Raw genomic sequence first — 26,042 nt, 5'->3', positions numbered from 1 at the left:
GCACTCCCATGTCCTTCCAGGAAAATAACAAACCGCTGCACATCTGCGCCTCTTCCGACTGCGACTGCGGCCTGACGCGGCGCGACTTCCTGCGCATGTCGGCGCTGGCCACAGCCAGCGTCGCCTCGCCGCTGCTGTTCGCCGGCGACGCCATGGCCCAGCAAGGCCCGAAAGGCGACGACCAGCCCGTGAAAATCGGCTACCTGCCGATCACCGACGCCACGCCGCTGCTCGTCGCCCACGCGCGCAAGCTGTTCGAGGCCGAGGGCTTGCAGGCGGAAACGCCGCGCCTGTTCCGCAGCTGGGCACAGATCATCGAAGCCTTCGTGGCCGGTCAGGTCAACGTGATCCACCTGCTGTCGCCGGCCACCCTGTGGGTGCGCTATGGCGCCAAGTTCCCCGCGAAAGTCGTCGCCTGGAACCACGTCAACGGTTCAGCGCTGACGGTGGCCAACGAGATCAACAAGGTGTCCGACCTGGGCGGGCGCACGGTCGCCATCCCGTTCTGGTACTCGATCCACAACATCCTGCTGCAGCAGATTTTGAGCGCCAACGGCCTGACCCCGGTCACGCGCGCGCGCAACGCCGCCATCAAGCCGAACGAAGTGAACCTGATCGTGCTGGCGCCGGCCGAAATGGTCTCGGCGCTGGCCAGCAAGTCGATCGCCGGCTATATCGTCGCCGAGCCGTTCAACGCGGCGGCGGAAAACGCCGGCATCGGCAAGATCCTGCGCTTCTCGGGCGACGTGTGGAAGAACCATGCATGCTGCGTCACCTTCCTCTCCGAGCGCGACATCAATACGCGTCCGGAATGGGCGCAAAAGGTCACCAACGCCATCGTCAAGGCGCAGCTGTGGACGCGCTCGAACCAGGTCGACACGGCCAAGCTGCTGTCGAACGTGGGCGAGCACCGCTACACGCCGCATCCGCTGCAGGTGCTGACCAAGGTGCTGGCCACCACCGACTACGCCGGCTACGAAAAACAGGGCCTGATCGTGCACAAGAACTGGCAGCAGCGCCGCATCGACTTCCAGCCGTATCCGTTTGCCTCGTACACGGAAGAACTGGTGCGCGCCATCGGCCGCACCAAGGTGGAAGGCGATACCCGCTTCCTGGCCAACCTCGATCCGAAGTTCGCCGCACGCGACCTGGTCGATGACCGCTTCGTGCGCAAGGCCATCACGGCTGTCGGCGGCCCCGCCGCCTTCGGCTTGCCGGCCAACCTGCTGCGCAGCGAAACCGTGGCGGTCTGACGATGACGAGCAGGTTGTTGATGAAATTCGGCCTGCCCCTGGTGGGGCTGGCCTGTGCCTTGCTGTTATGGTCGTTGGGCGTGACGGCGCTGGAGAAATCCACGCCGATCGCCACCGCGTTTGCGCCGCTGCCGACGGCGCTGGCGTTCAAGGACATGCTGGGCGGCCCGGATATCTGGCTGCACGTGGTACTGAGCCTGCAACGGGTGGCCGTGGGACTGGGACTGGCGATTGTCATCGGCGTGCCGCTGGGCGTGCTGGTGGCCATGTCGAAGAGCTTTTCCGGCGCGGCCATGCCGCTGTTCCAGCTGCTGCGCATGATTTCGCCGCTGTCGTGGATGCCGATCGCCGTGATGGTGCTGGGGGTGGGCGACGCGCCCGTGTACTTCCTGCTGGCGTTTGCCGCTGTCTGGCCGATTCTGCTCAATACGGCGGCCGGCGTGGCGCGGCTCGATCCGAACTGGCTGCTGCTGGCGCGCAGCCTGTCGGCCACGCGCAGCGAGATCGTCTTCAAGGTGATTTTGCCGGGCATCACGGCCGACATCCTGACGGGCGTGCGCCTGGCCATCGGCATCATCTGGATCGTGCTGGTGCCGGCGGAAATGCTGGGCGTCTCGGCCGGCCTCGGCTACTTCATCCTCGATACGCGCGACCGCCTCGCGTACTCGGAGCTGATGGCCGCCATCGTGCTGATCGGGATTCTAGGCTTCATCCTCGATTACCTGGCCCGCGCCGCCCATGCGCGCTGGCTGCATGTGAAGAATTAAGCCGCCTCGTCCAGCGGCAGCGCGGCGGCCACCGCCGCCTGCGTTGCCGCCGCCAGTTCGCGCCGGTGCGCGTCCAGGGTCGCCACCGGCGCCAGACAGGTCAGGCGCGCCGTGATCGGCGGACCGCTCAGGATCGCCACCATGCTTTGCGCAAAGCTCATGTCGCCGATGAAGTCGACGGCATGGTGCAGCGCGCCCTTGTCATCCACATACACGAGCGCGAACGGCTGCACCGGCACCTGCGCGTCGATGGCCGCCTCGAACAGGTTGGCGTGGAACGGCAGGATCTGCCCTTGCGCGGCGGTGGTGCCTTCGGGGAAGAACGCGATGCGCTCGCCCGCCTGCAGCTTGTCGACCAGGCCCTGGAAGATCAACCGCAGGTCGCGCTTGCTGCCGCGCGAGATGAAGATCGTGCCGGCACGCCCCGCCAGCCAGCCCAGGATGGGCCAGGCGCGGATCTCCGCCTTGGCGACGAAACGGCAGGGATGGACGGCGTTGATGACGAAGATGTCGAGCCACGAAACGTGGTTCGCCACCACCATCGCGTGGTCGAGCGCCGGCAGGCTGGCCGCCGGCTGCGCCACATGCACGCCGCAGATATCGAGCAGCTGCGTCGACCAGCGGCGGATGCGCCGGTTGCGCCCCTCCAGGTCCAGCCAGGGAAACAGCACGGCGCTCTTGGCCATGCCGCAGCTCAGGTGAATGGCGATGCGCGCGAGGCGGTAGGTAAGCAGAAGTTTCAAATCACACCAAGGTTGGAAGCAAATCCATACAGCCACGTAGGTCGGCCTGGCTGCGCCGGTGAGGCGCGGCGCAAGCCGACAAGGAGCCGCCATGGACTTGTCGGATTACGCGTGCCGCTCATCCGACCTACGGCCCCGATACAAATAATTAGCGCTGAAACGCCACCTGTCCGGCAACGATGGTCGCCTTGACGATGCCGCTCAGCTCATAGCCGAGGAAAGGCGTGTGCTTGCCCTGGCTGGCCAGCGACGCCGACGACACCGTCCAGCGCGCGGCTGGGTCGAAGACGCAGATGTCCGCCGCTTCGCCCACGGCCAGGCTGCCGGCCGGGATACCCGCGACACGGGCCGCGTCGGACGTGACCTTGGCCACGGCGCGCGCCAGCGGACGCGCACCGGCCTGCGGCTGTGCCAGCGCATAGTCGTCGGCCCATTTCAAGGCCAGCGACAGCAGCAGCTCCAGGCCCGTGGCGCCCGGCGAGGCTTCGCCGAACGGCAGCAGTTTTTCATCGTCGTCGACCGGCGTGTGGTCCGAGCACATGGCGTCGACCGTGCCGTCAAGCAGGCCGGCGCGGATCGCATCGCGGTCGCGCTGGCTGCGGAACGGCGGCGTGACGCGCGCATTCGGGTCGAAGAAGCCGATATCGGCGTCCGTCAGGTGCACATGGTGCACGCCCACGTCGCAGGTGACGGGCAAGCCTTCGGCCTTGGCGGCGCGGATCAGCTCCAGGCCCGCCGCCGACGAGATGCGGCACAGGTGCACGCGCGCGCGGCTGGCGCGCATCAACTCGAAAATCGTATGCAGCGCGATGGTTTCGGACATCACGGGCACGCCGGACAGGCCCAGGCGCGAAGCCAGCGGGCCGCTGTGGGCGATGCCGCCGCGGCCGATGTGCGGATCCTGCGGACGCAGCCAGACGGTGTAGCCGAAGGTGTTCGCATACTGCATGGCGCGCAGCAGCACGGTGGTGTCCTCGATCGGCTCTTCCGCCTGCGCAAAGCCGATGCAGCCCGCTTCCGTCAGTTCCGCCATTTCCGTCAGCGACTTGCCCTTCAATCCCATGGTCAGCGCGCCCAGCGGGTGCACGTGCGCCTTGTTCTGCGTCTTGGCGCGGTATTTCAGCATCTCCACCAGGCCCGGCTCGTCGAGTACGGGATCGGTGTCGGGCGGGCAGACCAGGCTGGTCACGCCGCCTTGCAGCGCCGCCTGCAATTCCGATTCCAGCGTCGCCTTGTATTCGTAGCCAGGCTCGCGCAGGCGGGCCGACAGGTCGACCAGGCCGGGGGAAACCACCAGCCCGGCCGCGTCGAAGGTGGTGTCGGCGGCGAAGCCGGCCGGGGCGCTGCCCACGGCCAGCACCTTGCCGTCGGCGATGAACAGGTCTTGCACGCCATCGATGCCGTTGGCGGGGTCGATCAGGTGGCCGTTCTTGATATGTAGTGTCGTCATGCTTGCTTACTCGTCCTTGGGCTATCAGCCCTGATTACCAGCCAAAATACTCATCACCGCCATGCGCACGGCGATACCGAACGTCACCTGCGGCAGGATCACCGCCTGCGGACCGTCGGCCACGGCCGAATCGATCTCCACGCCGCGGTTCATCGGGCCCGGATGCATGACGATGGCGTCCGGCTTGGCCAGCGCCAGGCGTTCCGGCGTCAGGCCGTAGCTCTTGAAATATTCCTGCGCCGACGGCAGCAGCGCGCCGCTCATGCGTTCGTTTTGCAGGCGCAGCATGATGATCACGTCGACGCCCTTGAGGCCTTCATCCATGTTGGTGAAGGTGCGCACGCCCATCTGTTCCAGGCCGCCCGGCAGCAGGGTGTGCGGGCCGATGGCGCGCACTTCCGGCACGCCCAGCGTGGTCAGCGCGTGGATATCGGAACGGGCCACGCGGCTGTGCAGGATATCGCCCACGATGGCCACCGTCAGGTTCGTGAAATCCTTCTTGTAGTGGCGGATCGTGTACATGTCGAGCAAGCCCTGGGTCGGGTGCGCGTGGCGTCCGTCGCCGGCGTTGACGACGTGGACATGCGGCTGCTTGGTGTCGATCAGGTGCTTGGCGATCAGGTAGGGCGCGCCCGATTGCGCGTGGCGCACGACGAACATGTCGGCATGCATGGCCGACAGGTTGTCGATGGTGTCGAGCAGGGACTCGCCCTTGCTGGCCGACGATGCCTGGATGTTCAGGTTGATGACGTCGGCCGACAATCGTTTCGAGGCGATTTCGAAGGTGGTGCGGGTGCGCGTGGAGTTTTCAAAGAACAGGTTGAAAACGCTCTTGCCGCGCATCAGCGGCACCTTCTTCACGTCGCGGTCGGAGATGCCGACGAACGAGGAAGCGGTGTCCAGGATGTGGTTGACGATAGACTTCGGCAAGCCTTCGATCGTCAGCAGATGTTGCAGTTCGCCGTGTTTATTCAGTTGCGGATTAAGCATGGTGGGTATCTATGGTGAGCGTGAATTTTCCATCGTCGGCTTGCTTCAGGACCAGCGCCTGGCCCGGCGGCACGGCAGTGAAGGCGGCCACGAAATCGGCGGCCACCGGCAGCTGGCGCTCGCCACGGTCGACCAGGGCGGCCAGCATGATCTTCGCCGGACGGCCATAGTCGAACAATTCGTTGATGGCCGCGCGCGTGGTGCGGCCCGTGTAAAGCACGTCGTCGACCAGCAGGATGGTGGCGCCGGCCACGTCAAAGCTGATCTGCGTCGGCTTGACGTCGGCATGCAGGCCTTTTTGGGCGAAGTCGTCGCGGTAGAACGAGACGTCGAGCACGCCCAGGCGGTCGAGCAGGTTCAGGTCGCGCGCCAGGCGTTCGGCCAGCCAGGCGCCGCCCGAATGGATGCCGACGATGGCCACGTTGGGGATGCCAGCCAGGCCGTTCTGCACCTGTTGCAGCAAGACCGCATACAGGGCCTCGGCGTCGAGTTGGGAAGGATTCGTAGGATTCGGCATAGAGCTCTTAATGGTTCGGAAATTCGGTTCAGGAATTCGGTTCGGAAAATACGTGGTAGGTCAGGTCAACAATGCGCGTCGAAATACTGCTGCAGGATGATGGCGGCGGCGCGGTCGTCGATCACTTCACCGCGCCTGGCGGCGATGACGGCCGAGGAATAGCGTTCGTCGACCAGTTCCACCGGCAGGTTGAAGCGGCCATGCACCTGGTTGGCGAAACGGCGGCAGCGCGCGCTCATCTCGTGTTCCGTGCCATCGGGATGGCTGGGCAGGCCCACCACGATGCGGCTGGCGCCCCACTCCGTGATCAGGCTGGCGATGGCGGCAAACTTCGGCTCATTCGCCGTGGCCGTGATCACGCTGAGCGGCTTGGCCTGGCAAATCATGGTATTGCCGATGGCCACGCCGATGCGTTTCAGGCCGAAATCGAAGGCAAGGATGGTGTCGATGGCGTCACTCGTCACAGCATTTTTCCATAATAAAAATCAACATAGGTGGTGCCAGAAACCGTAACGGGCAAGCTCAATGTCGGGTTGAGTAGCGGAGCTGGTCGCAGGTACGGCGAGCAACGGATGCCCGAAAGTGGGCTGCGCGGCAGGTTTATGCCATCCACCTCATGCGTGGCCAGCCTCACTCGCCAGCATGAGCGGGTCGATGCCCAGCAGCTTGATGGCTGCCACATAGCGTTCTTCGATGGGGAAGTCGAACAGGATATCGGCCGAGGCGCCCACCGTCAGCCAGCCATTGCGGCCGATCTCGTCTTCCAGCTGGCCCGGGCTCCAGCCCGAATAGCCGATCGAGACCAGCATGCGCTCGGGGCCATCGCCCTTGGCGACGGCTTCGAGCACGTCGATCGAGGTGGTAAACGCCACTTCGTCCGTCACCGTCAGCGACGAGGAATAGCGCGCGCCCGGCGTATGCAGCACGAAGCCGCGGTCATCCTGCACGGGGCCGCCAAACATGATCGGTTCGTTGATGATGGGCGCGTCGCTGCCGGCCGCCAGTTTCAGGTCGATGCGATCGAACAGCACTTCCATCGTCATGTCGGTGGGTTTGTTGATGACGACGCCCAGCACGCCGTTTTCATTGTGCTCGCAAACGTAAACCACCGTACCGCCAAAGATGGGATCTTGCATCGCCGGCATCGCAATCAGGAAATGGTTGGCCAGATTCAGGGTGGAAGAACCGGTTGCGGCCGGCTCTCCGACTCCCTGCATCAATCGATGTCCTGGTAGAGTCTGGTCAATTTTACTCTTCTTCATACGCGATGCTCTCTCTGTGGGCTTGCTGGCAAGTCTCGCTTACCCCTGCTGTCGTACGCCTGGCGATCCCTGCGGCGCGGAACGGTGGCCGCGCGCCGCAGGGATGCCGGACGCTATTATTGTTGTAAATTCGATTACAAATTACGCTTTGCGTGGTGCGGAGCGTCAGTAACCAGCTCGCTTGCAAGCTCGCCTGGCCGCCTTCGCAACGTCAATTGTAAAATTGATCGCAAAATCGTTGTCGCACGCAAAACGCGGCGCATATACCCAGTAGTTTACACTGAATTGCCATTACAGCGACGCCAAAGGCATGGCGCGAGCGGCCATAAAGCCGCATGAACGGCGAAAAATCGCCTATTCTTGACCCTAAACACACGAAATAATGACAATCAAGACTTCCCTGGTGTGGTTCCGCCGCGATTTGCGCGCATTTGACCATGCTGCACTGCATCACGCCCTGCGCCAGAGCCAGGCCGTGCATTGCGTATTTGTCTATGACACCGCCATCCTGGCGGCGCTGCCGCGCCGCGACCGGCGCGTCGACTTCATCCTGGCCAGCGTGGCCGAACTGGCGGCCGAGCTGCGCCAGCTCGGTGGCGACCTGATCGTGCTGCACGCGGACGCGGCCGAAGCGATCCCGCGCCTGGCGGCCGAATTGCACGCCGATGCCGTCTTCGCCAACCATGATTACGAACCGCAAGCCATCGCCCGCGACGCCGGCGTGGCCGCCGCGCTGACGCGCGATGCGCGCCTGTGGTTCAGTTTCAAGGACCAGGTGATCTTTGAAAAAGATGAGATACTGACGCTGTCGGACAAGCCGTACACCGTCTACACGCCGTACAAGAACGCCTGGCTGAAGAAAATGCGCGCCGACCCCGGCTGCCTGGCGCCATTCGATATCGAGCCGCACGCGGCCCGCCTGGCGCCGCCCCGCGCCGGCACGCCGCTGCCCCTGCCCACCCTGGCCGAACTGGGTTTCGAGGCCAGCAACCTGGCCGAACTGGCCATCCCCACCGGCATGTCGGGCGCCAGCAAACTGTTCGAGGACTTCCTGCCGCGCGTGGCCCGCTATGACGTGGCGCGCGATTATCCCGCCCTGAAGGGGCCGTCCTATCTGTCGATGCATCTGCGCTTCGGCACCGTCTCGCTGCGCTACCTGGTGCGCAGCGTGGTCGACCTGATGGACCGGGGCGGCGGCGGCGATGGCGCGCCCGTGTGGCTGGCCGAACTGATCTGGCGTGACTTCTACGCCATGATTTTGTACCAGAACCCGCATGTGGAAACGGGCGCCTTCAAACCGGCCTACGACGCCATCGCCTGGGAAACGGGACCCGAGGCCGACGCCGCCTTTGCGGCATGGTGCGATGGGCGCACCGGCTATCCGCTGGTCGACGCGGCCATGGCGCAGCTGAACCAGACAGGCTATATGCACAACCGCCTGCGCATGGTCACGGCCTGCTTCCTGATCAAGGACCTGGGGATCGACTGGCGCCGCGGCGAAGCGTATTTCGCGCTGCACCTGAACGACTTCGACCTGGCCTCGAACAACGGCGGCTGGCAATGGGCCTCATCGTCGGGCTGCGACGCCCAGCCCTATTTCCGCATCTTCAATCCGGTCACGCAATCGGAAAAATTCGATGCGGACGGACGCTTCATCCGCCGCTACCTGCCGCAACTGAAGGCGCTGGGCGACAGGGAAATCCACGCGCCGTGGCTGGTGCCGCGCATGCTGCTCGAACAAAAAAACATCGTGCTGGGCCGCGACTATCCGCTTCCCCTGGTACAGCACGATGCGGCGCGCAAGGAAACGCTGGAGCGCTATGGCGTCGTCAAGGCGGTGAAATAAGGCAGCGAAAGGCGGCGTGGCCGGTGCCCGCCGCAGCGCTCATGGATTGAACGCCGTCCAGACCGACCGCCAGGCGCCGTGCGGGAGTTTCGCCTGCATGGAAAGGGACAGTCCGCCCGCCCCCAGCGGCTCACCCGGCTGCCATTGTGTATGGTCCGGCTTATTGTCCAGACTCAGCGCCCGCGCCCGTCCCACGTCGACATTGCTCATGTTCCTGCTGTCATAGCCGATTTCCAGGATGGGATGCAGCACCTTCCCCATGCCGGTCAAATACAGGGTCTCGACCTGGACATCGGGTTTGTCAAAACGCGCATACCGCCTCGTCGCGGCGGGTTTGAAACCCTTGCCCTTTGCGAGGCCGACGGTGGTCGGGCCATCGCAGCCCAGAAGCGAGGCCAGGGCCCAATAATCATGATCGGCAACGACCAGCCTTGCCAGGCAGCGCTCTATCCATGCTGGCTCATCGGCCCTGAATTCATTCCAGTATGGCTTCAACGAGTTTTGAAGGTAGCCCACTTCGTGCAGCGCCCCGACGAGGTTAATTTGCCTGTCCACGGCGTCGATCTCTTGCAACAGATGGGCTGCCGCCGCAGCGACCGCATGCTCGCCTTTGAGCATGGCCTTGTCTTCGAGTTTTTTCAGTTTGGCGTGTATGCTCATTGTTGTCCTGGCGTGCCGCTGCACGCCTGTCATGGTTGCCGCTGTGTCTTAGAATGCAGGGCCTGCCGTGAGCCTGCCTGCCCATTTCATGCCTGTCCGCGCCTGGCGGACAGGCAAGCTTCGTTCAAGCCGCCGTCAGCAGGCGGTTCACCTCGGCCAGCAATTCATCCTCCTGGAACGGCTTGCCGAAATACGCATTCACGCCCAGTTCGAACGCGTGCGTGCGGTGCTTGTCGGCGCTGCGCGAGGTGATCATGATGACGGGAATGTCGCGCGTCTTGTCGTCGCTGCGTACATTGCGCGTCAGGTCGAAACCATCCATGCGCGGCATCTCCACGTCGAGCAGCAGCAGCGCCGGCATGGCCGACGCCTCCAGTGCATGCAGCTGTTCCAGCGCATCGACGCCATCCTTCGCCAGCAGTACCTGGTAGCCTTCGCGCTCGAACAGGCGCTGCATCACGCGGCGCACGGTGAGCGAATCGTCCACCACCATCACGCAGGCGCGCGCCGCGGCCAGCATGCTGGAGGCGGCGCGGTGCGCACCGGATGCCAGCGCGTATTGCGACAGCAGTTCGGGATGGTGCTCCAGGTGCTGCGCCAGCGCCACCGGGTTCAGGATCAGCACGATGTCGCCCGTGCCCAGCACCGTGGCGCCGGCAATGCCGGGCATGCGCGCCAGTTGCGGGCCCACGTGCTTGACCACCACTTCACGGTTGCCCAGCACGTCGTCAACCTGCAGCGCCAGCCTGTCATTGCCATTCCTCAGCAACAGCACGGGCGCGTAACGCTGCACGGTTTGCGCCACCGGCGGCTCGCCCAGCATGGCCGACAGGTGGTGCAGCGCCAGCGACTGCCCGTGCGACTCGATGCGCCCGGCCGCCTGCGCCTGTGCCAGCTGCCCGCCCTTCAGGTGCAGCACCTGCTCCACCAGCACGGAAGGCAGGGCATAGGTTTGCCCGTTCGCCGCCAGCAGCACCACTTGCGTCACGGCCAGGGTCAGCGGCAGATGAATAGTGAAGCGCATGCCTTGCCCAGGCACCGACACGGTCTCGATGCGGCCGCCCAGGGCGACCGCTTCGGAGCGCACGATATCCATGCCGACACCGCGGCCTGCCAGTTCCGTCAGGCTGTCGGCGGTGGAAAAGCCGGGTGCGAAAATCAGTTCGGCCGCCTGCGCATCGCTCAGCTGCGCATCCGGCGCCAGCAGGCCGGCGCTGTGCGCCTTGGCGCGAATGCGCTCGAGGTCCAGGCCGGCGCCATCGTCGGAAAAGGCGATCGCCACTTCATTGCCCTGCTGGCTGACCTGCACCAGCAGCTCGCCCGTTTCGCTCTTGCCCGCGGCCAGGCGCGCATCGCGCGGCTCGACGCCATGCACGATGGCGTTGCGCAGCAGGTGTTCAAAAGGCGCCGCCATGCGTTCGAGCACGCTGCGGTCGACTTCCACGCCGCTGCCGCGGATATCGAGGTTGACGCGCTTGTCGACTTCCTTGGCGCTTTGCCGCGCCACGCGGAACAGGCGTTCGGCGATGCTGGCAAACGGCACCATGCGGATCTGCATCAGGTCGCGCTGCAGCTCGCGCGTCAGGCGTGCCTGCAGCACCAGGTCGTCCGTCACCGCGTCGACGCTATGGCTGAGGTTTTCATGGAAGGACGCCACGTCGTTGACGCTTTCGGCCATCATGCGCGTGAGTTCCTGCAAGCGCGTAAAACGGTCGAATTCGAGCGGATCGAAATCGCGCTCGCTGCCGACGGCCATGCGCGAGGCGATCTGCGACTCGGCCTGCATTTCCACTTCGCGCAACTGGCGCCGCAAGCGCTGCAGGTTGTCGGAAAACTCGGCCAGCGACGCGCCCAGCACGCCCACTTCATTTTCCATTTTCGAGCGCGTGATCGACACTTCGCCCGCCTGGTTCACCAGCCGGTCGAGGATATCGGCCCGCACGCGCACCAGCGCCGCCTTCGGTTCGGCGGCAGGCGTGTCTTCCATGCCAGGCAGCGGCAGCAAGGGCTGCTGCAATTGCTCGAACAGGTGCAGCGCATGGTCGTAATGGGCCAGCAATTCCTCGAACGCCTGTGGCGTGGCCGTGCCCGCATGCAGCATGTTTTCGATATGCGTCTCGATTTCATGCGCATGCTGGCCCAGGCGCATGGCGCCGGCCATGCGCGCGCTGCCCTTCACCGTATGCAGGGTACGCAGCAGCATCTGCGCCTGGCTGCTGTCCTGCGGCTGCTGCTGCCAGCTGCGCAGCGCTTCGCCGATCTGCGGCAGCAGATCGGTGCCCTCTTCCAGGAAGACCGACAGCAGGTCGAGGTCGAGTTCATCGCTGATGCCGGCGCTGGCCGCCAGCAGCGCAGCCGCATCGGGCGGCATGGTGGCAGGCACCAGCGCATCCGGCACGGCATGCTCCAATGGCGGCGGGTGATCGAAGCCGGCGTCGAACAGGTCGTCGCTGGCGCCGCGTTCCAGCGCCGGCACCGGCGGCCGCACCGCATCGGCCACGATGCTGGCGTAGGTCGTCTGGAACAGCGTATCGAGCTGCGGCACGGCCGCTTCCGGCTCGGCGCCGGCTGCCGTTTCTGCCGCTTCGGTCACCTCGGCCACCTCGGCCGGCGGCGTCTCCGGCGCCGCGGCGCCGACGATGCTGGCATAGGTGGCGGCAAACAGGGCATCGAGCGGATCTTGCGCGCTCGCGCCAGGCGCCGCCGTCAACGCGCGCCACAGGGCGTTGAGCGCTTCGATCATGTCCGGCTGCGCCGGCGCCAGGTCGCCCAGCGCGAACGCCTGCAGCATCTGCGCGATGCGCTGCGTGGCCTGTTCCAGCACATCGTGCTGCGCGTCCTGCAGGCCCGCCAGCGGCGGCACCGCCGTTTCAATCGTCGTCTCCAGCGCATGCGCCAGGTCGCGCAGGGACAGGAAGCCGACCGTGCCCGAAGTGCCGGCCAGCGTATGCACGGCTTGCAGCGCCTCGGCACTGACGGCGCGCGGTTCATGGCGCCACTCGCCGAAGTCGCGCGTCAGCACGCGCAGCAGTTCGTCCGTCTCGGCCAGGTAGATGTTGTACAAGGGCAGGCCGATGCGCAGCTCGCCCACGTGTTTCAGGTGATCGTCGGGCGCCTCGTGCACGCCGGGCGCGGTGGCGGAAGGAAAACCGATCACATTGCCATTGCTGGCCAACGGCGCGGCCGGGCGCGGCTTGCGCAACTCGAACGGGCCGCCTTCGCGCACCCGTTCGGCCGCCGCCAGCAGCATGCCCGCTTCGCGCTCGCGCCCCGCACCGCCCTCCAGTTCGGCCACCCATTCACTGAGCTGGTACCAGCCGTAGTTCAGCAAGGTGAACAGATCGTCGCTGGCCGGACGCGCCTCGGCCAGCCAGGTATTCATGACTCTTTCGACGGCGGCGGCAGCCTCGGCAAACTGCGCCAGGCCGATCATGCGGCTGCTGCCCTTCAGCGTGTGGAACGAGCGGCGCAGCATGGCCAGGTGTTCGCCGCTGGCGGCCTGCTCGCGCGGCAACGCCAGGGTGCTGTCGATGAACGTCAGCACTTCGCGCGCCTCGGCGATGAAGATATCGAGCATCTCGGCATCGACATCGGCCAGCGCCGGCCCGGCATCCACGGCGGCCGGCGCGGCCGGCGGTAAGGCCTGGTCAAGCAGCGGCACCGGCACCGTCCCGGCCGCGGCGACTTTTTCAAACGGCAGCGCGCGGAAGGTGCCGGCAGCGGCGTCAAAATGAAAACGCGCGCTGGCTGCCTGCGCGTTGCGTCCCAGCATATCGACAAAGAAGCCCAGCGCGCTGACATTTTGCGCGATCTCGTCGAGCGCTTCGGCCTGCGCGCCAGCCGGCGCATCGCTTGCCGCCAGCCGCTCGACGGCGGTATCGACCTGCTGCACGGCGGCGCACGCATCGTCGAGTCCCAGTCCGGCCAGGCCCTCCTGCAGGCGCGCCAGCACGGGAGACACGCCCGCCAGCGAGGCCTGCCGCGCGGCATCCGCGTAGTACTCGTTGAGCAACTTTTCCACCTGCCGCAGCCCTGCCTTCATGGCGTCGGCCAGCGCGGCGACGGTCTGCCCCTGCTCGATCTGGCGCGACAGCTCGCCGGCGGCGGCCGGCAGCGGCGCCGCGCCGGCCAGCAACGCCTGCAGGCGCGCGGCGAGGGTTTCCGCATTGCCGGCGAAATCGTCGGGCAGACGGCGCACCTGCTCCAGGCCCGTCTCGGCAAACAGCAGCGCCGTGCCGATCTCCTGCTCCAGCGCCGCGCTGCGCCCGCTCGCCACGGCCTGTCGCGCCACGTCCGCGCACTGGCGCAGCAAGCTGGCCAGGGCCGGCAATTTCAGGGCATCGGCATGCGCGGCCACCTGTTGCAGCGACTGATCGAAGGCGTCGCCCAGCGCCGGATCGAGATCGGCTTGCGCCAGACGGCTCCAGCTGGCGCGCGCCTGCGCCAGCGCCGCGCGCGCGCCTTGCAGCGCATCCTGGTCGACCTGGCCGTAGCGCCGCGTTTCCACGTCGGCCACCGCCAGGCCGTCCAGCGCAAAGGCGGCGCGCAGCTGGCTTGCCGCCGGCGTCGGTGCGTCTGCCGCGGCGATGAAGAACAGCGCGTCGCGCAGCATCGCCTCGGGCAAGCTGGCAGCGCCCTGCGCCAGGCGGCGCAATTGCAGGTTGATCAGGCCGAACAGCTGCTTGACATACAAGCCATGCGCTACCTGCCCGCTGGCCGCCAGTTCGGCAAATGCCTGCATGGTGAACCAGAAGGTGCGCGCAGGCGCTTCCTGCTGCGCGTCGGCCACCAGGGTCAATGTCTCGTGCAGGGCGGCGGCATGCTGGCGTTGCGCCCCGGCGTCCTGCGCCTTCAGGAAAGGCAGCAGCGATTTTTCAAAACGGCCGCGCCAGGCCGGATAATCCGCGGCCGGCGGCGCCTCGGCCAGCGCGATGGCGTGGCCGTCCAGCATGGCGGCCGGCGGGAAGAACAGGTCGGCCGGATGGATGCGTTCCACGCCCAGCATGGCCTGCAGGGCGCGATGGTAGGGGAACAGGCGGGTCGGTTGCGGCGACGCGCCGGCCACCAGGTCTTCCAGGTATTCGACGAGGGCCTGATACAGTTCGGCGACGACCTGCGCATGATCGACCGTGTATTCCAGGCTGCCGTCGCGAAAACGCGCGAGCGCCTGTTCCGCGCCGGCCGTCAGCAGGCTGGCGCCGGCCACGTCGACCATCACCAGCGCGCCATGCGCCTGATGCAGGTGCGAACGCGCATGCTGCAGGGCCGTGGCGCGCTCCTCGCGCTCGCGGCCACCGGCTTCGAACAGCGCCGTTTTCGAGCGGCCCAGCGCTTCGCGGATTTCCACCATCACCCACGACAGGGGTTCGCTGTCGAACGGCTTGGACTGCTGCGGACTATCTGGTGTGCTCATGCATGCCTCGGTAAAGGAATCGTAGCGCGAAAATCGGTACGCACAACGCGCCGCGCCATCGTCTGGCGCGGCGTTCAGGCGGCGACGCGGAAGCGCGACACCGAATTTTTCAGTTCCTGCGCCAGCATCGACAGTTTATGGATCGATTGCGCCGTTTGCTGCGTGCCATCCTGGGTCTGCTCCGTCACGCTCAGGATATGCTGGATGTTCAAGGCCACGCCGCTGGCCGAACCGGCCTGCGTGCCGGTGGCGAACGAGATGCCCTGAATCAGCTCGGCCAGGTGCTTCGACACTTCGCTGATGTCGTTCAGGGCGGCGCCGGCCGCGTCCGACAGGCGCGCGCCCTCGACCACGCCCTGAGTCGATTTTTCCATCGCCCGGGTGGCATCCTGGGTATCGGCCTGGATGGTGCGCACCAGCGCGCCGATCTGCTTGGCGGCGGCGGCCGAGCGTTCTGCCAGGCGCTGCACTTCCTCGGCGACGACGGAAAAGCCGCGTCCCGCCTCGCCGGCCGATGCGGCCTGGATGGCGGCGTTCAGCGCCAGCACATTCGTCTGCTCCGTGATGTCGGAGATGAGCTCCGTGATTTCGCCGATTTCCTGCGACGATTCGCCCAGGCGCTTGATGCGCTTGGAGGTATCCTGGATCTGCTCGCGGATTTCATGCATGCCCTTGATGGCGTTTTCCACCGCCGTCGAGCCCTGCAGCGCGGCCGCCACCGACTGGCGCGCCACGTCGGCCGAGACGCTGGCCGATTTCGACACGTCGGTAATGGCGTTGGCCATCTTCACCACGGTGGCGCTGGCGTCGAGGATTTCGCGCGACTGCTGCTGCGAAGCGATCAGCAGCTTGCTCGAGATGCTTTGCGCCTGCGTCGAGGCGCGGTTCACCTGTTCGGCGGTGGCCGTCACCCTGCCCACCAGGCCGCGCAGCTCCTCGACCGTGTAGTTGACGGAATCGGCGATGGCGCCCGTGATGTCTTCCGACACCGTCGCCTGCACCGTCAGGTCGCCGTCAGCCACCTTCTGCAGCTCGTTCATCAGGCGCAGGATGGCCGCCTGGTTCTGGTCATTCTTGGCCTTTGCCTGCGCTTCCTTTTCCTGCGACAGCAGGCGCAGGATTTCCGCTTCCTGGCGGCGTCGCTCGGCGTCGCGCGTGCGGTTGACGGAATCCTGCAGCAGCACGCGGCCGATGCCTGCCGCCGCGATCAGCGTCAGCAGCACGCCGCCGACCATCAGCCAGAAGGCCACGCCGAGCGTTTCCTGGTTCGCGTGGTACATCTGCTGCAGCAGCGTCAGGCGCTGGCGCAGGTCCTCGTTCTCGTTGAAGATCAGCTGCTCGGCGCTTTTCGCCGAGCTGAATTTATCCAGGCGGTCGAGGATCGACGACACCAGCTTCTGGTAGTTGTCGAAACTGGCCTTCAGCGCCACCAGGCGGTCGCGCAGCTCGGCGTCGCGCGTGGGCGCCAGCTGCAGCGAGACGCTGCCATTGAGCAGGCCCTCGACGGCGGCGCGGAAATACGTCGTGTCGCGTCCCAACGAAAACGCCGTTTCCGAGCTGATGCTGCCCGAGCCAAGGAATTCGCTGGCGCTGCGGCTCATGCGCTGGGTCAGCATCATCAGCCGGCCGATGACGGCCAGGTCACGGCCATTGCCGCCGCGCTGCACCTTGAGCGCCGCGATTTCCTCGGTTTGCGCCAGCAAGGCGGGCGACAGCGCGTTCAATTGCTGCAAGGTCTTGTCGAATTCGCCCAATTCCGTCTTCAGGCGCAGGATGGTGCTGGCCGCGCGGTCGCTGCTGGCCCATTTTTTACGCGCATCGGCCACCGCCGCCAGCAGGCCGGAGCGCGATTCGCCGATATCGCGCCCGTGATAGGTGCCGCCGCGCTGCATCAGGCGGAAATCCTGGTTCAGCTCGTTGCGGCTTTCCTCGAGCTGGCGGAACGCTTCCGGATTGCCCTGCACGGCGTTCGGCGCGGCCTTGCCGATGCGCTGCGAGTGCATCAGCGCGTCGCTGGCCAGCTGCGTCTGCGCCGAGGCGATGTTGCCGCTGCGCGTGTTCAGTCCCACGAACAGCAGGCTGGCGGCCAGGCTCAGGGCCATCACCGTCGACAGGATGCTCAATTGCTTTTGCAGCGGCAGATGGCCGATCAGCGGCAGCTTCAAGTCGCTGGCCGGCGCGCTGGCCAGCGACCGGCGCCGGCCCAGCGCATCGCGCAGGCGCAGCGGCAGGTCGGCCGGCAACGCCGCCTCGCCCAGGCCGTGCTCCGCCTCGGGCAAGCCGGCCGCCAGGATGGGGGAACTGGCGCCCATCAGCGCCTGTCCTCGTGCACGGGCATGCAAGTAAAACCGGCATCCTGGAAGCGCGCCGATTGCGCCAGCAGCGCCAGGTCCAGGCGCAGCCATTGCTGACCCTCGCCGTCGCGCAGCAGCTGCGCGGCCCACGGCAGCGGCGCGTGCGGCGGCGCATCGGGCAGGCAGACGGACTGCATGCCGCGCTGCTGGCGCAAGCCCAGCACGCGTTCGACCAGCAATGCGCAATTCATGCCCAAACGGGGAGAAAACGTGATGATGCGGCTGTCGCTGCCCGCCACGCAGGCCGCTTCGCCCATGTAGCGGGCCAGGTCGACGACCGCCGTCAGGCGGCCGCGCATGGTTGCCAGGCCCAGGTACCAGTCCTGCGCCAGCGGCACGCCCTGGATGGACAGGCCCGCGGGGATGACGATTTCACCGAGCTGCGTCAGGTCCAGCAGGCAGCGCCGGCCACCGAGCAGCACGCCCAGCTCCTTGCGCGCCGCCAGCGCGCCGCTGCGCGCGGCCTGCACGCGCTCGAGCAATTGCAGCTGGTACTGGCGCAAGCGCCCCTGCCGCGCGCCAGTCTCGTGCGAGGGCATGGCGGGAATGGCAGGCAGAAAAGCCGGGGCAGGCACGCCGTTGCCGGGCATCGTGTGCATTGCCTAGGCCAGCGCGGCGATCTTGGCCAGCAGGTCGGCTTCGACCACGGGCTTGACCAGGTAATCGCGCGCGCCCTGGCGCAAGCCCCAGATGCGGTCCGTTTCCTGGCTCTTGCTGGAGCAGATAATCACCGGCACGTCCTGCAGTTCAGGATCGCGGGCGATGGCGCGCGTGATCTGGAAGCCATTCGCCCCGGGCATCACCACGTCCATCAGGATCAAGTCGGGCCTGGCCTGCTTCAGTTGCGCCAGCGCGTCGGCGCCGTCTTCCGCCGTCATGACGGCATAGCCAGCGCGCACCAGCATCTCGCTCAGGTAGTAGCGCTCTGTCGGCGAGTCATCGACGATCAGAATTGTGTGTATGGCCATGTGTGTGTTTACTTCCTTGCTGCGTTGGGTACATCATACTAAAAACGGCTGGCCAGGTGCAGCCGCACGGCCGCCAGCAGCGCTTCGCGCGTCAGCGGCTTGGCCAGGCAGGCGCTGGCGCCGGCCATGGCGCCGCGCGCGCGGTCGAACAAGCCTTCCTTCGACGACAGCATCAGCACCGGCGTCGTGCAAAAACCCGCGCTGGCCTTGATCAGCGCGCACGTGCGGTAGCCATCGAGGCGCGGCATCAGGATGTCGCACACGATCAGCGCCGGGCGGCAGTCGCCGATCTTGGCCAGCGCAGCGAAACCGTTTTCCGCCACCACCACGCGGTAGCCGGCCTCGCCCAGGACTTTCTCGGCCAGGCAGCGTATGGTGGCGCTGTCGTCGATGACCAGGATCGTCGGGCCGGCGCACGCCGTAGCGGACGATGCCTCGGGCAGTAACGGACTCGTCATTTGATTATTCGGCAATCTTTCATACCATAGCATAGGCTGCGGCCATCAAGCACATGACAACGGATTGCCAATTGATCAGGATTGATTAAATGGCTACCATCTCGAAATCATCCTTGCGCGCGCCGCATTCAGGGCAGGTCCAGTTCATCGGAACATCGGCCCAACGCGTGCCCGGAGCGATGTCTTCGTCGGGCAGGCCGGCCGCTTCATCATAAACCCAGCCGCAAATAAGACACATCCACGTTTGGAATTGCTGCGTTGTTTCGTTGCTACTCACGTTCTGCCACCCTTCAATCAAGTAAAATGCTGAATTAGGTATCTTAATCTACCCGCCGTGCAAAACCAAACTTCTCCCCTCATATTAAGCTTCGGCGTGTCCGATCCCGTCGGCGCGATCGGCATCCAGGCCGATCTGGCCACGTTTTCAGCCTTTGGCTGCCACGGCCTGTCCGTCACCACGGGCCTGCTGATCAGCGACACGGCGCGCGTGGAAGACGTGCAGGCGATCGATCCTGACTGGGTTTCCGACCAGGCGCGCGTGCTGCTGGAAGACATGTCCGTCGCCGCCATCAAGATCGGCGCGCTGGGCAGCGTGGAAAACGTCACGGCCATCGCCGAAATCGTTTCCGACTATCCGAACGTGCCGCTGGTGCTCGATCCCTTCATTTCGGCGCTGCCGGAACAGGGCATGGACGACGAAGACATCCTCACCGCCGTGCGCCAGTTGCTGATCCCGCAAACGACCCTGCTGGTGCTCTCGCCGGTGGAGCTGGAACGCCTGGCCGAGACCTGGCGCGACGCCGACCCGGACGACACCCTGCAGAACGATGTCGACTACCTGGTGGCGCTGGGCTGCGAATACGTGCTCGTCACCGGTATGCCGGCCGACGCCAGCAAGGCCGGCACGGCCGAAGGCAAGCTGCGCGCCAATACCCTGTTCGGCGAGGATGGCGTGGTGCGCCACGATGAGTGGCGCCACCTGCCCGGCATCTTCAACGGCGCCGGCAGCACCCTGTCGGCGGCGGCCACCGCCCTGCTGGCCCTGGCGGAAAACGAGGACGACGTGCCGCAAGCGGTCGTGGCGGCACAGGAATTTACCACCGGCGCGCTGGCGCATGCACAGCGCCACGGCATGGGCAAGCTGGTGCCGAACCGGCTGTTCCAGCAGCAGCGCCAGTGCGGCGACCAATAGCCGCTGGCCGGTGCAGACCAGACGACACAGACAACGATCCACTTTCAAGGCACGATTATCATGACGACGACTTCCCAGAACGACATCCTGTTTACCCGCGCGCAAAAAACCACGCCAGGCGGCGTCAACTCGCCCGTGCGCGCCTTCCGCTCGGTGGGCGGCACGCCGCGCTTCATCACGCGCGCCGAAGGCCCGTACTTCTGGGACGCCGACGGCAAGCGCTATATCGACTATATCGGCTCGTGGGGCCCGGCCATCGTCGGCCACGCCCACCCGCAAGTGGTAAAGGCGGTGCAGGATGCGGCCGCGCTGGGCCTGTCGTTCGGCGCGCCGACGGAAGGCGAAGTGCTGATGGCCGAGGAAATCACGCGCCTGGTGCCGTCGATCGAACAGGTGCGCCTGGTATCGTCGGGCACGGAAGCGACCATGAGCGCGCTGCGCCTGGCGCGCGGCGCCACGGGACGCGACAAGATCGTCAAGTTCGAGGGCTGCTACCACGGCCACGCCGATTCGCTGCTGGTGAAGGCAGGCAGCGGCCTGCTCACCTTCGGCAACCCGACCTCGGCCGGCGTGCCGGAAGACTTCGTCAAGCACACGCTGGTGCTCGACTATAACAACGTCGAGCAACTGAAGGACGCCTTCGACAGCTTCGGTGCGGACATCGCCTGCGTGATCGTCGAACCCGTGGCCGGCAACATGAACCTGGTGAAAGCCACGCCGGCATTCCTGCAGGCGATGCGCGAGCTGTGCACGCAGCACGGCGCCCTGCTCATTTTCGATGAAGTCATGTGCGGCTTGCGCGTGGCGCTGGGCGGCGCGCAGGCGCTGTACGGCATCAAGCCCGACCTCACTGCGCTGGGCAAGGTGATCGGCGGCGGCATGCCGGTGGCGGCCTTCGGCGGCAGCGCCGCGCTGATGCACCACATGGCGCCGCTGGGCGCCGTCTACCAGGCCGGCACGCTGTCGGGCAACCCGGTGGCCGTGGCGGCCGGCATGGCAACCCTGAAACTGATCCAGCAGCCGGGCTTCTACGAGCAACTGGGCGCCACGGCCCGGCGCCTTGCCGAAGGCCTGACCGCCGCGGCGAAAGAAGCGGGCGTGGTCTTCTGCGCCGACTACATCGGCGGCATGTTCGGCATTTATTTCAGCGAACACCCACCGACCAGCTATGCGGAAATGATGGCGGGCGACCGCAGCAAGTTCAACGCCTTCTTCCACGCCATGCTGGACGAAGGCGTGTACTTCGCGCCAGCCGCCTTCGAGGCGGGCTTCGTCTCGGCGCAGCACGATGACGCCGTCATCGACGCCACCATCGCCGCCGCGCGCAAGGTCTTCGCCAAGCTGGCGTAAGCTGCAGCATCCAGCTGCCCCCTTCTGCCTGACCCCGCAGCGGCCCGCCTGGCCGCTGCGCTTCCGCCTCCCCGCCCCCACCGCGTCATTGCCCAATTGCATTTGACGCAATGCACAAAATTTGACCCTGGGCCATCCCCGACCCTGCAAATGCAAAAAAAGTATCGGTTTTATCACATGTAATCGGTAGCCCTGCCCGGCTCGCCTGCATAGAATGGGGACATAACCAATAACCCGCCCGGCCGGCAACATGGCTGGAGCGCACGGTAACCCAGCAGGAGACACGCCATGACACGCATCCGCCTCGCCGCCACGCCACGTTTCCGCCGCGCCGTTCCACGCCTCGCCTGAACCGCGCGGAGACCGCCATGCATCCCGATCTCGAAGTCGTCTGCGTGCCCGCCGATGAATCGTTTACAGCCTGGTCGCACGGCTACCCCTACCGCACCGTGCGCTGGCACTTTCACCCCGAATATGAAATCCAGCTGATCACGGACACCAGCGGCAAGTATTTCGTCGGCGACTATATCGGCGATTTTGAACCGGGCAACCTGGTCATGTCCGGCCCCAACCTGCCGCACAACTGGGTCAGCGAATTGCCCGACAACCAGCCCGTGCCACAGCGCTGCCTGATCCTGCAATTCACGGCCGAATTCATCGCCAAGGCCATCGCCGCCTTCCCGGAATTGCAGCCAGTCACCACCCTGCTGGCCGAATCGCGCAGCGGCCTGCTGTTTACGCCGGAAGCCGGCGCCGCCGCCCGCCCGCTGATGCAGGCGCTGCTGGAAGCGCGCGGCTGCCGCCGGGTCATGCTCTTCCTGTCGCTGCTGGAACTGCTGCTGCACGACAGCGAACGACGCACGCTGTCCAGCCCCAGCTACCTGCCCGATCCGCACAGCTACATGGCGTCGAAAATCAACCTGGCGCTGGCCTACATCGGCAAGAACCTGTCAACCGACCTGCGCGAGTCGGAGCTGGCCGAACTGATCGGACAAAACGTCAGCTCCTTCTCGCGCTCGTTCAGCAAGCACACGGGCATTTCCTTTGTGCAATACGTGAATTTGCTGCGCATCAAGCTGTCCTGCGAAATGCTCAGCAACAGCGCCTTGAGCATCACGGATATCTGCTACCAGGTGGGTTTCAACAACCTGTCCAATTTCAACCGCCAGTTCCTCGCCCACAAGGGGATCTCGCCGTCCAAGTTTCGCCGCTACGACGGCTTGAAGATGGCGGCGCCCGGCAACTGATGTTTCGCTTCATGCCCCGGCAGCAGGCAAGGCAAGGCTGCCACGACAATCAAAAAAACCATGCTCAAAAACGAGGAGACGATGATGTTGAAAAGAAAATTGCTTGCCCTGTCCACGACTGCCCTGTGTGCCGCCAGCCTGTCCATGAGCGCCAGCGCCGCGCCGCTGAAGATCGGCATGTCCTTCCAGGAACTCAATAACCCGTATTTCATCACCATGAAAAAGGCGCTGGAAGAGGCGGCCGCCAGCATCGGCGCCACGGTGGTGATCACCGATGCGCGCCATGACGTGGCAAAACAGACGAGCGATGTGGAAGACATGATCCAGAAAAAGATCGATATCCTGCTGCTCAATCCGACCGATTCGGTGGGCATCCAGTCGGCCGTCAAGTCGGCCAAGGCGGCCGGCGTCATCGTCGTCGCCGTCGACGCGAATGCCAACGGCCCCGTCGATTCCTTCGTCGGCTCGAAAAATTTCAATGCGGGCCAGCTGGCCTGCACCTACCTGGCCAAGAGCCTGGACGGCAAGGGCGACGTGGCGATCCTCGACGGCATTCCCGTCGTGCCCATCCTGGAACGGGTGCGCGGCTGCAAGGATGCGCTGGCGGCCTTTCCCGGCATCAAGATCGTCACCAGCCAGAACGGCAAGCAGGAACGCGACCAGGCCTTGACCGTCACGGAAAACATCCTGCAGGCGCAGCCCAGGCTGAAAGGCATCTTCAGCGTCAACGACGGCGGCGCCATGGGCGCGCTGTCGGCCATCGAAGCGAGCGGCAAGGACGTGAAACTGACCAGCGTCGACGGCGCGCCGGAAGCCATCAAGGCGATGCAGAAACCCAATTCCAAGTTCATCGCCACGGCCGCCCAGTACCCGCGCGACCAGGTGCGCCTGGCGCTGGCCATCGCCATGGCCAAGAAATGGGGCGCCAACGTGCCGGCGCAAATTCCCGTCGAAGTCAAGCTGGTGGACAAGGCGGCCGCCAAATCCTTCAGCTGGTAACGGCAGCCACAACCGTGCCTGTCCACTCCCGCAGCCGGCCTGCGGGAGGCTCACCGTTCCTCCGGACCCATCATGCATACGATCTTGCAGCTACAAAACATCACCAAGGGCTTTCCCGGCGTGAAGGCCTTGAACGACATTAACCTGAGCATCCGCCAGGGCGAGATCCACGCCTTGCTCGGTGAAAATGGCGCCGGCAAGTCCACCTTGATGAAAATTCTCAGCGGCATCTACCGGCCCGATGCGGGCAGCATCGTCGTCGATGGCCTGCCCTGCGATTTTCACAGCTACAACGACGCCATCGCCGCCGGCATCGCCATCATCTTCCAGGAATTTTCCCTGATTCCCTACCTGAATGCGGTGGAAAACATCTTCCTCGGACGCGAGCTGACGAATGCCGTGGGCCTGCTGTCGAAAAAAGCCATGCGGCAACAGGCGGCCGCCATCTTTGCGCGCCTGAACATCGAGATCGACCTGTCGGCCGAGATCAGCCAGCTCAGCATTGCCCAGCAGCAATTCGTGGAAATCGGCAAGGCCCTGTCGCTCAATGCCCGCATCCTGATCCTCGACGAGCCGACCGCCACCCTGACGCCCAGCGAAGCCGAACACCTGTTCGCCATCATGCGCGAACTGCGGCAGCAAGGCGTGGCGATGATCTTCATCTCGCATCACATGGAAGAAATCTTCGACGTATGCGACCGCATCACCGTCTTGCGCGATGGCCAGTACGTGGGCATGACGGACGTGGCCGCCACCAGTATCGACCAGTTGGTGGAAATGATGGTGGGACGCAAGCTCGAAGCGAACTTTCCCGCCAAGCCTGTCCGCCCCGTGGCGCCGGCCATCGTGCTCGACGCCAGGGACGTGCGCCTGCGCAAGGATGGCCCCGTCAACAGCTTCCAGCTGCAGCAGGGGGAAATCCTCGGCTTTGCGGGCCTGGTCGGCTCGGGCCGCACGGAACTGGCGCTGGCCGTGATGGGCGCCCACCCGGCCTGGCACAAGGATGTCCGCATCGGCGGCAAGCCGGCCAGCCTGCGCGATCCGGCTGATGCCTTGCGCCACGGCATAGGCCTGTTGCCGGAAAGCCGCAAGACCGAGGGCTTGATCCTCGATTTCGACATCACGGACAACCTGTCCATCAATAACCTGGGGAAATACACGCGATATGGATGGATACGCCGCCGGGCCGAGCTGGCCAGCACGCGGTCGATGATGGCCAAGGTGGGCGTCAAGGCGCCCGGTCCCGGCACGCGCGTGGGCACCCTGAGCGGCGGCAACCAGCAAAAAGTGGTGATCGCCCGCTGGCTCAACCATCACTGCAAGATCCTCATCTTCGACGAGCCCACGCGCGGCATCGACGTCGGCGCCAAGGCGGAAATCTACCGCCTGATGCGTGAACTGACCAGCGATGGCTATTCCATCATCCTGATTTCGTCGGAACTGCCGGAAATCACCGGCATGTGCGACAGGGTCGCCGTCTTCCGCCAGGGCGCCATCGTGGCCCTGCTGGAAGGCGCGTCCATTCATTCTAGCGAGGTAATGCGCCATGCAACAGCCGGTCAACACTGAACCCCTCGCCGCGCAGCGCCGCGGCGCCGCATCCTCCCTGTCGGCGCGCGCCCTGTGGGCACGGCTGAGGCAATCGCCGGCCTTCCTGCCGCTGGTCGGCCTGCTGCTGGTGTCGGCGGCGATGGCGGCCACCACCGACCATTTCTTTTCCAGCGATAACCTGGTCAATATTGCGCGGCAAGTGTCGATCAACGCCATCATCGCCGTCGGCATGAGCTGCGCCATCCTCAGCGGCGGCATCGACCTGTCCGTCGGCTCCGTGATGGCGCTGACGGGCACCCTGACGGCGGGCCTGATGGTGGCCGGCCTGCCGCCCGGGCTGGCCATTGCCGCCGGCCTGGCCGTGGGCATCGCCTTTGGCGTGGGCAATGGCTTCTTTGTCGCCTACGCCAAGATGCCGCCGATTATCGTCACCCTGGCCACCATGGGCATCGCGCGCGGACTGGCCCTGCTGTACACGGGCGGCTATCCGATCAACGACTTGCCGGACTGGTTCGAATTCTTTGGCCGCGGCAACGTGCTGGGCGTGCAGACGCCGATCCTGGCCATGCTGCTGGTCTTCCTCGTCGCCTATGTGCTGCTCGACCATACGCCGCTGGGACGCTATATCTACGCCATCGGCGGCAACGAGGAAGCGACGCGCCTGAGCGGCGTGCGCGTGGCGCGCTACAAGCTGCTCGTGTATGCCATCAGCGGCGGCACGGCCGCCATCGCCGGCCTGGTGCTGACGTCCCGCCTGATGAGCGGCCAGCCGAACGCCGGCATCGGCTTCGAGCTGGACGCGATCGCCGCCGTCGTCATGGGCGGCACGGCCATCACGGGCGGACGCGGCTCCATCGTCGGCACCCTGATCGGCGCCATCATGCTTGGCGTGCTGAATAACGGCCTGAACATGATGGGCGTCTCGCCTTACCTGCAAAACATCATCAAGGGCGTGATCATCCTGCTCGCCATTTACATCAGCCGCAACAGCAGCAAGCGCGCCTGAGCACCGCTTGACCCAC

At 65.5% G+C, this 26,042-nt stretch carries 22 protein-coding genes; 9 read left to right on the top strand and 13 right to left on the bottom strand.

Annotated elements, in window-relative coordinates; all coding sequences use genetic code 11:
* The first annotated feature begins 8 nt into the window (after positions 1-8).
* Positions 9-1,253: an ABC transporter substrate-binding protein gene (locus tag YQ44_RS02650; protein ID WP_071322051.1), complete on the top strand. Its 1,245-nt coding sequence runs from the start codon at positions 9-11 to the stop codon at positions 1,251-1,253.
* A gap of 20 nt (positions 1,254-1,273) precedes the next feature.
* The gene (locus YQ44_RS02645) at positions 1,274-2,020 is read left to right on the top strand and encodes an ABC transporter permease (RefSeq protein WP_442905890.1); all 747 of its coding nucleotides are present in this window, start codon (positions 1,274-1,276) and stop codon (positions 2,018-2,020) included.
* Here the strand turns inward: YQ44_RS02645 and YQ44_RS02640 are convergent.
* The 6 genes from YQ44_RS02640 to YQ44_RS02615 form a co-directional block, all read right to left on the bottom strand.
* Positions 2,017-2,763: a lysophospholipid acyltransferase family protein gene (locus YQ44_RS02640; RefSeq protein ID WP_071322050.1), complete on the bottom strand. Its 747-nt coding sequence runs from the start codon at positions 2,761-2,763 to the stop codon at positions 2,017-2,019. The genes YQ44_RS02645 and YQ44_RS02640 overlap by 4 nt on opposite strands.
* 148 nt (positions 2,764-2,911) lie before the next feature.
* Entirely contained in the window at positions 2,912-4,213 is a 1,302-nt protein-coding gene (locus tag YQ44_RS02635) for a dihydroorotase (RefSeq protein WP_071322049.1), read from the bottom strand.
* 24 nt (positions 4,214-4,237) lie between these two features.
* Positions 4,238-5,203, bottom strand: a complete 966-nt coding sequence (locus tag YQ44_RS02630; RefSeq protein ID WP_034746695.1) for an aspartate carbamoyltransferase catalytic subunit — start codon at positions 5,201-5,203, stop codon at positions 4,238-4,240.
* Positions 5,196-5,720 carry a bifunctional pyr operon transcriptional regulator/uracil phosphoribosyltransferase PyrR gene (gene pyrR / locus YQ44_RS02625; protein WP_071322048.1) on the bottom strand — a complete coding sequence of 175 codons (525 nt, stop codon included), beginning with the start codon at positions 5,718-5,720 and terminating at the stop codon, positions 5,196-5,198. Before pyrR ends, YQ44_RS02630 begins: the two co-directional genes overlap by 8 nt.
* 65 nt (positions 5,721-5,785) lie before the next feature.
* Complete coding sequence (gene ruvX, locus YQ44_RS02620) at positions 5,786-6,169, bottom strand: Holliday junction resolvase RuvX (protein WP_071326216.1); 384 nt, start codon at positions 6,167-6,169, stop codon at positions 5,786-5,788.
* Between the two features lie 165 nt (positions 6,170-6,334).
* Entirely contained in the window at positions 6,335-6,937 is a 603-nt protein-coding gene (locus YQ44_RS02615) for a YqgE/AlgH family protein (protein WP_071326215.1), read from the bottom strand.
* Positions 6,938-7,364: 427 nt separating this feature from the next.
* Between YQ44_RS02615 and YQ44_RS02610 the strand changes: the two genes are divergently transcribed.
* Positions 7,365-8,828: a cryptochrome/photolyase family protein gene (locus YQ44_RS02610; protein WP_071322047.1), complete on the top strand. Its 1,464-nt coding sequence runs from the start codon at positions 7,365-7,367 to the stop codon at positions 8,826-8,828.
* A gap of 39 nt (positions 8,829-8,867) precedes the next feature.
* On the opposite strand, the gene YQ44_RS02605 is transcribed toward YQ44_RS02610, so the two are convergent.
* The 7 genes from YQ44_RS02605 to YQ44_RS28015 all read right to left on the bottom strand — a co-directional run bounded on the left by YQ44_RS02605 (position 8,868) and on the right by YQ44_RS28015 (position 18,919).
* A complete protein-coding gene (locus tag YQ44_RS02605) occupies positions 8,868-9,488 on the bottom strand; it encodes a hypothetical protein (protein ID WP_071322046.1) in 621 nt (206 codons plus the stop codon).
* A gap of 124 nt (positions 9,489-9,612) precedes the next feature.
* Positions 9,613-14,901 carry a hybrid sensor histidine kinase/response regulator gene (locus YQ44_RS02600; RefSeq protein WP_071322045.1) on the bottom strand — a complete coding sequence of 1,763 codons (5,289 nt, stop codon included), beginning with the start codon at positions 14,899-14,901 and terminating at the stop codon, positions 9,613-9,615.
* 74 nt (positions 14,902-14,975) lie between these two features.
* Positions 14,976-17,213: a methyl-accepting chemotaxis protein gene (locus YQ44_RS02595; RefSeq protein ID WP_071322044.1), complete on the bottom strand. Its 2,238-nt coding sequence runs from the start codon at positions 17,211-17,213 to the stop codon at positions 14,976-14,978.
* A complete protein-coding gene (locus tag YQ44_RS02590) occupies positions 17,213-17,854 on the bottom strand; it encodes a chemotaxis protein CheW (protein ID WP_083411607.1) in 642 nt (213 codons plus the stop codon). Before YQ44_RS02590 ends, YQ44_RS02595 begins: the two co-directional genes overlap by 1 nt.
* 3 nt (positions 17,855-17,857) lie before the next feature.
* Positions 17,858-18,223, bottom strand: a complete 366-nt coding sequence (locus YQ44_RS02585; RefSeq protein WP_071322043.1) for a response regulator — start codon at positions 18,221-18,223, stop codon at positions 17,858-17,860.
* A gap of 38 nt (positions 18,224-18,261) precedes the next feature.
* Positions 18,262-18,681 (bottom strand): response regulator, encoded by a 420-nt coding sequence (locus tag YQ44_RS02580; protein ID WP_071322042.1) that lies wholly within the window; start codon positions 18,679-18,681, stop codon positions 18,262-18,264.
* Positions 18,682-18,766: 85 nt separating this feature from the next.
* The gene (locus YQ44_RS28015) at positions 18,767-18,919 is read right to left on the bottom strand and encodes a rubredoxin (protein ID WP_038488910.1); all 153 of its coding nucleotides are present in this window, start codon (positions 18,917-18,919) and stop codon (positions 18,767-18,769) included.
* A gap of 96 nt (positions 18,920-19,015) precedes the next feature.
* Between YQ44_RS28015 and thiD the strand changes: the two genes are divergently transcribed.
* The 6 genes from thiD (at position 19,016) to YQ44_RS02550 (ending at position 26,026) form a co-directional block, all read left to right on the top strand.
* Complete coding sequence (thiD, locus tag YQ44_RS02575; RefSeq protein WP_071322041.1) at positions 19,016-19,873, top strand: bifunctional hydroxymethylpyrimidine kinase/phosphomethylpyrimidine kinase; 858 nt, start codon at positions 19,016-19,018, stop codon at positions 19,871-19,873.
* Positions 19,874-19,933: 60 nt separating this feature from the next.
* Positions 19,934-21,223 carry a glutamate-1-semialdehyde 2,1-aminomutase gene (gene hemL / locus YQ44_RS02570; RefSeq protein WP_071322040.1) on the top strand — a complete coding sequence of 430 codons (1,290 nt, stop codon included), beginning with the start codon at positions 19,934-19,936 and terminating at the stop codon, positions 21,221-21,223.
* A 368-nt stretch (positions 21,224-21,591) separates the two neighbouring features.
* Complete coding sequence (locus tag YQ44_RS02565) at positions 21,592-22,470, top strand: AraC family transcriptional regulator (RefSeq protein WP_071322039.1); 879 nt, start codon at positions 21,592-21,594, stop codon at positions 22,468-22,470.
* Between the two features lie 81 nt (positions 22,471-22,551).
* Positions 22,552-23,469 (top strand): ABC transporter substrate-binding protein, encoded by a 918-nt coding sequence (locus YQ44_RS02560; protein WP_083412093.1) that lies wholly within the window; start codon positions 22,552-22,554, stop codon positions 23,467-23,469.
* A 72-nt stretch (positions 23,470-23,541) separates the two neighbouring features.
* Entirely contained in the window at positions 23,542-25,038 is a 1,497-nt protein-coding gene (locus tag YQ44_RS02555) for a sugar ABC transporter ATP-binding protein (RefSeq protein WP_071322037.1), read from the top strand.
* Positions 25,016-26,026, top strand: a complete 1,011-nt coding sequence (locus tag YQ44_RS02550) for an ABC transporter permease (protein ID WP_198043862.1) — start codon at positions 25,016-25,018, stop codon at positions 26,024-26,026. The genes YQ44_RS02555 and YQ44_RS02550 overlap by 23 nt, the downstream gene beginning before the upstream one ends.
* Positions 26,027-26,042 lie beyond the last annotated feature (16 nt).

It is taken from the genome of Janthinobacterium sp. 1_2014MBL_MicDiv, assembly GCF_001865675.1.
GTDB lineage: Bacteria > Pseudomonadota > Gammaproteobacteria > Burkholderiales > Burkholderiaceae_D > Janthinobacterium.
Note: the sequence above shows the minus strand (reverse complement) of the source record. Positions and strands in the feature narration are given on the sequence as shown.

What these genes read in the sequence shown, in the direction of transcription:
- YQ44_RS02650 (WP_071322051.1), top strand. Translation starts at nt 9, where the DNA reads ATGTCCTTCCAGGAAAATAACAAACCGCTGCACATCTGCGCCTCTTCC.
- YQ44_RS02645 (WP_442905890.1), top strand. Translation starts at nt 1,274, where the DNA reads ATGAAATTCGGCCTGCCCCTGGTGGGGCTGGCCTGTGCCTTGCTGTTA.
- YQ44_RS02635 (WP_071322049.1), bottom strand. Translation starts at nt 4,213, where the DNA reads ATGACGACACTACATATCAAGAACGGCCACCTGATCGACCCCGCCAAC.
- YQ44_RS02630 (WP_034746695.1), bottom strand. Translation starts at nt 5,203, where the DNA reads ATGCTTAATCCGCAACTGAATAAACACGGCGAACTGCAACATCTGCTG.
- pyrR (WP_071322048.1), bottom strand. Translation starts at nt 5,720, where the DNA reads ATGCCGAATCCTACGAATCCTTCCCAACTCGACGCCGAGGCCCTGTAT.
- YQ44_RS02615 (WP_071326215.1), bottom strand. Translation starts at nt 6,937, where the DNA reads ATGCAGGGAGTCGGAGAGCCGGCCGCAACCGGTTCTTCCACCCTGAAT.
- YQ44_RS02610 (WP_071322047.1), top strand. Translation starts at nt 7,365, where the DNA reads ATGACAATCAAGACTTCCCTGGTGTGGTTCCGCCGCGATTTGCGCGCA.
- YQ44_RS02605 (WP_071322046.1), bottom strand. Translation starts at nt 9,488, where the DNA reads ATGAGCATACACGCCAAACTGAAAAAACTCGAAGACAAGGCCATGCTC.
- YQ44_RS02600 (WP_071322045.1), bottom strand. Translation starts at nt 14,901, where the DNA reads ATGAGCACACCAGATAGTCCGCAGCAGTCCAAGCCGTTCGACAGCGAA.
- YQ44_RS02595 (WP_071322044.1), bottom strand. Translation starts at nt 17,213, where the DNA reads ATGGGCGCCAGTTCCCCCATCCTGGCGGCCGGCTTGCCCGAGGCGGAG.
- YQ44_RS02590 (WP_083411607.1), bottom strand. Translation starts at nt 17,854, where the DNA reads ATGCACACGATGCCCGGCAACGGCGTGCCTGCCCCGGCTTTTCTGCCT.
- YQ44_RS02585 (WP_071322043.1), bottom strand. Translation starts at nt 18,223, where the DNA reads ATGGCCATACACACAATTCTGATCGTCGATGACTCGCCGACAGAGCGC.
- YQ44_RS02580 (WP_071322042.1), bottom strand. Translation starts at nt 18,681, where the DNA reads ATGACGAGTCCGTTACTGCCCGAGGCATCGTCCGCTACGGCGTGCGCC.
- YQ44_RS28015 (WP_038488910.1), bottom strand. Translation starts at nt 18,919, where the DNA reads ATGTGTCTTATTTGCGGCTGGGTTTATGATGAAGCGGCCGGCCTGCCC.
- hemL (WP_071322040.1), top strand. Translation starts at nt 19,934, where the DNA reads ATGACGACGACTTCCCAGAACGACATCCTGTTTACCCGCGCGCAAAAA.
- YQ44_RS02565 (WP_071322039.1), top strand. Translation starts at nt 21,592, where the DNA reads ATGCATCCCGATCTCGAAGTCGTCTGCGTGCCCGCCGATGAATCGTTT.
- YQ44_RS02560 (WP_083412093.1), top strand. Translation starts at nt 22,552, where the DNA reads ATGATGTTGAAAAGAAAATTGCTTGCCCTGTCCACGACTGCCCTGTGT.
- YQ44_RS02555 (WP_071322037.1), top strand. Translation starts at nt 23,542, where the DNA reads ATGCATACGATCTTGCAGCTACAAAACATCACCAAGGGCTTTCCCGGC.
- YQ44_RS02550 (WP_198043862.1), top strand. Translation starts at nt 25,016, where the DNA reads ATGCAACAGCCGGTCAACACTGAACCCCTCGCCGCGCAGCGCCGCGGC.